Source organism: Streptomyces sp. XM83C (assembly GCF_023072675.1).
Taxonomy (GTDB): domain Bacteria; phylum Actinomycetota; class Actinomycetes; order Streptomycetales; family Streptomycetaceae; genus Streptomyces; species Streptomyces thermocoprophilus.
In genome coordinates this window covers 1-3,831 of sequence record NZ_JALLGL010000436.1, presented here as the reverse complement: position 1 = coordinate 3,831, position 3,831 = coordinate 1, and the positions used below count along the sequence as shown (strand labels likewise).

4 protein-coding genes and 1 pseudogene are annotated in these 3,831 nt (G+C 71.5%); 4 read left to right on the top strand and 1 reads right to left on the bottom strand.

What is annotated here, in order from left to right:
* Positions 1-299 (top strand): annotated as a pseudogene (locus tag MTQ10_RS28760) (2-oxoacid:ferredoxin oxidoreductase subunit beta); the annotation flags it as partial.
* A gap of 51 nt (positions 300-350) precedes the next feature.
* Here the strand turns inward: MTQ10_RS28760 and MTQ10_RS28755 are convergent.
* Positions 351-722: a winged helix-turn-helix transcriptional regulator gene (locus MTQ10_RS28755; protein ID WP_247473283.1), complete on the bottom strand. Its 372-nt coding sequence runs from the start codon at positions 720-722 to the stop codon at positions 351-353.
* A gap of 238 nt (positions 723-960) precedes the next feature.
* Between MTQ10_RS28755 and MTQ10_RS28750 the strand changes: the two genes are divergently transcribed.
* From MTQ10_RS28750 to MTQ10_RS28740, 3 genes are all read left to right on the top strand, one after another.
* Positions 961-1,824, top strand: coding sequence for an SDR family oxidoreductase (locus tag MTQ10_RS28750; RefSeq protein ID WP_247473281.1), 864 nt, complete (start codon positions 961-963; stop codon positions 1,822-1,824).
* Positions 1,825-2,089: 265 nt separating this feature from the next.
* Positions 2,090-3,136 carry an EamA family transporter RarD gene (gene rarD, locus MTQ10_RS28745; RefSeq protein ID WP_247473280.1) on the top strand — a complete coding sequence of 349 codons (1,047 nt, stop codon included), beginning with the start codon at positions 2,090-2,092 and terminating at the stop codon, positions 3,134-3,136.
* A gap of 77 nt (positions 3,137-3,213) precedes the next feature.
* Positions 3,214-3,678, top strand: coding sequence for a VOC family protein (locus MTQ10_RS28740; RefSeq protein WP_247473278.1), 465 nt, complete (start codon positions 3,214-3,216; stop codon positions 3,676-3,678).
* The last annotated feature ends 153 nt before the right edge of the window (positions 3,679-3,831 follow it).

Here is a 3,831-nt window from a genome sequence, read left to right as displayed (position 1 = left end):
GCGTCGTACGCGACCCGGCCACCGGTGATCTGAAGGTCGTCGACGTGACGCCGGACAACGAGGCCGACGTCCTCGTCCACGACGCGCACGCCGCGTCGCCCACCACGGCCTTCGCCCTGTCGCGGCTGGCCGATCCGGACACGCTGCACCAGACGCCGATCGGTGTCCTGCGCGATGTGGAGCGGCCCGTCTACGACACGCTGATGTCCGACCAGCTCGACGCCGCCGTCGAGCAGAAGGGCAAGGGCGATCTCGCCGCCCTGCTCGCCGGCGGGGACACCTGGACCGTGGTCGGCTGACGGGGCACCACCACCGACAGCCCCGCCGCCGTCCCGTCGGCGGTTCCGCCGTCACGAGGCCCGGGTCGCGTCCGCCGCGGCCCGGGCCTCGTCGTAGGCGTGGCGGGCGCGCTCCACGTCCGCCATCCGCTCCTGCGTCCACAGCGCCAGCCCGCGCACCTGCTCCGCCGCCTCGCGGCCCAGGTCGGTCAGGGAGTACTCGACGTGCGGCGGGATCACCGGCCGGGCCTCGCGGTGGACGAGACCGTCCCGCTGGAGGGTCTGGAGTGTCTGGGTGAGCATCTTCTCGCTGACGTTCCGGCCTATCCGGCCGACCTCCCGGCGCAGCTCGCTGAACCGGTACGGCCGATCCAGCAGCGCGATGAGGACGAGGACGCCCCAGCGGCTGGTGACGTGCTCCAGCACCAGACGGTAGGGGCACATCGCCTCTTCGGGCGCGGTCCGCGCGACGCTCGCACCCCGAGCGCCCCGTGCGTTCTGTGCGCCCGGAGCGCTCCGTGCACCCCGTGCGCTCCGGCCGCCCTGACTGCCCCGGACGCTCATATCACTTACCGACATGCCAGTACCTTACTTCAAAGTGGGTACTTTCGTTCAGTTAGCGCACCTCCTAGGGTCAGTGGCAGTTCGAGAGACCCGTACACCGATCCAGGGAGACCGCACCATGAGCATCGTCGTCACCGGCGCCACCGGAAAACTCGGCCGCCTCGTCGTGGGGGAACTGCTCCGGAAGGTCCCGGCGGAGCAGATCAACGCCGTGGTCCGTGACCGGGCGAAGGCCGCCGACCTCGCCGAACGCGGTGTCCGGCTCGCCGTCGCCGACTACAACGCGCCCGACACCTTCGACGGGCTCTTCGCGGCCGGCGACAAGGTGCTGCTGATCTCCGGAAACGAGTTCGACAAGGGCCGCCCGCAGCAGCACAGGGTCGTCATCGACGCGGCGAAGGCGGCCGGTGTGGCGCTGCTCGCCTACACCAGCGCCCCCGGCTCGCTCACCGCTGCGCTCGCCGACGACCACCGTGCCACCGAGGAGATTTTGCTCGGCTCGGGCGTGCCGTACGTGCTGCTGCGCAACGGCTGGTACCACGAGAACTACACCGAGAACCTCGCCCCGGTCCTCGCCCATGACGCCGTCGTGGCCGCCGCCGGCGAGGGCCGCGTCTCCAGCGCCTCGCGCGCCGACTACGCCGCTGCGGCAGCCGCCGTACTGACGGGCGAGGGGCACGAGAACAAGACGTACGAGCTGGGCGGCGACGAGGCGTGGAGCTTCGCCGAGTACGCGGCCGAGCTGAGCCGGCAGACCGGCCGGAAGATCACCTACAACCCCGTCTCCGAGGAGGAGATGACCGGCATCCTCGCCGGCGCCGGGCTGCCGGGACCGCTCGCGGCGATCCTCGCCGGGGTCGACACCTCCATCTCGCGGGGCGAGCTGGTCGTCACCTCCGGCGACCTGTCCCGGCTGGCCGGCCGGCCCACCACACCGCTCGCGGACGCGATCGCCGCCGGGCTGAAGGAGCAGCAGGACTGAAGCAGCGGCAGGGCTGAGGGAGCGGCAGGGCTCAAGCGGCGGTGCGGCTGAAGGAGCAGTAGGGCTCAAGCGGCGGCGCGGCTGAAGGAGCGGCAGGGCTCAAGCGGCGGCGCGGCTGAAGGAGCGGCAGCGCTGAGGCCTCCGACGCCCGGGAGACGGCCCGCTCTCACCATCCGTCACTGTCATGACCGTATGGCGATACGGGCATGACAGCGAGGGGTGTGCGGCGTTACCTTCGTGCGGGACGACACGCGAAGGAGGGCCCGTGGCCGACACGTCGAAGGGTGAGCAGCGGATAGGTCTGCTGAACGGCTTCGCGGCATATGGGATGTGGGGGCTGTTCCCCCTGTTCTTCCCTCTGCTGGAGCCTGCGGGCGCGGGCGAGGTGCTGGCCCACCGGATGATGTGGTCCTTCGTCGTGGTGGCCGTCGTACTGCTCGTCGTACGACGCTGGAAGTGGGCCGGTGAGCTGCTGCGCCAGCCGCGCCGCCTCGCCCTCGTCGCGGTCGCGGCGGGCGTCATCAGCGTCAACTGGGGCGTGTACATCTGGGCCGTGAACAGCGGCCATGTCGTCGAGGCGTCCCTCGGCTACTTCATCAACCCGCTCGTCACGATCGCGATGGGTGTGCTGCTGTTGAAGGAGCGGCTGCGGCCCGCGCAGTGGGCGGCCGTCGGCGTCGGCCTGGCCGCGGTCGTCGTCCTCACCGTCGGCTACGGCCGTCCCCCGTGGATCTCCCTGCTGCTCGCCTTCTCCTTCGCCACGTACGGCCTGATGAAGAAGAAGGTGAACCTCGGCGGCGTGGAGTCGCTGGCCGCGGAGACCGCCATCCAGTTCCTGCCCGCGCTCGGCTATCTGCTGTGGCTGACCGCGCACGGCCAGTCCACGTTCACCAGCGAGGGCCCCGGCCACACCGCCCTGCTCGCCACGACCGGCGTGGTGACCGCGCTGCCGCTGGTCTGCTTCGGCGCGGCGGCGATCCGCGTGCCCCTGTCGACGCTGGGGCTGTTGCAGTACCTCGCGCCGGTCTTCCAGTTCCTGTGCGGCATCCTCTACTTCCACGAGGAGATGCCGGCCGAGCGCTGGGCGGGCTTCGGGCTGGTCTGGCTGGCCCTGATCGTCCTGACCGCCGACAGCCTCCGCACCGCCCGCCGCACCGCCCGTCGCACGGCCCGCCTCAGCGCGACGCCGGAGGCGGAGGCGGTGTCGGTTCCGGGGACGGCATCGGCTGCGGAGGCGCCCTCCGCGGCCGAAACGGTTCCCGCGGCCGAGGCGGCTCCCGAGCCGACGGCGGCGCCCCGCGTGCAGGCCTGAACCGATCCGCCCGGCCTGATCGGGTCGTCCCCGGCGTTTCCGTTGACCACGGCCCGCGCGGCGACTTGAGTGGGCGCATGAGTGAGACGCCTGCTCCCCTGCACTGGAAGCTCGTCATCGACGCGAACGACCCGCACACCCAGGCCGACTTCTGGGCCGCCGCCCTGCACTACGAGGTCGAGGACAACAGCGCCCTCGTCGAACGGCTGCTGGGCCTCGGCGCGCTGCCGGGCGCGGCCACCGTGGAGCACCACGGCCGCCCCGCCTTCCGGGACCTCATCGCCGTACGGCACCCGAACGACCCGTACGACCCGGACAGCGGCACCGGGCTGGGGCGGCGGGTGCTGTTCCAGCGGGTTCCGGAGACCAAGTCCGGCAAGAACCGGCTCCACCTCGACCTGCACCCCGGGGCCGACCGGCGGGACAGCGAGGTGGAACGGCTGACGGGGCTCGGCGCGACGGTGGTGCGCCGCGTGAAGGAACCCTCAGGTGAGTGGGTCGTCATGGCCGACCCCGAGGGCAACGAGTTCTGCGTGCACTGAGCCGCAGGGCGCGTGAGCGGCCCGCCCCGGGATGCTCCTATGGCTGTCAAGCCGCTGGAGCCAGGTCGGTTTGAGTGATTCGTTCGGTCGGTGTGCTGGTCAGGGCCCGGTAGACCTCGCGGGCCACGAAGCGTTTGAGGCAGCGCATGATGT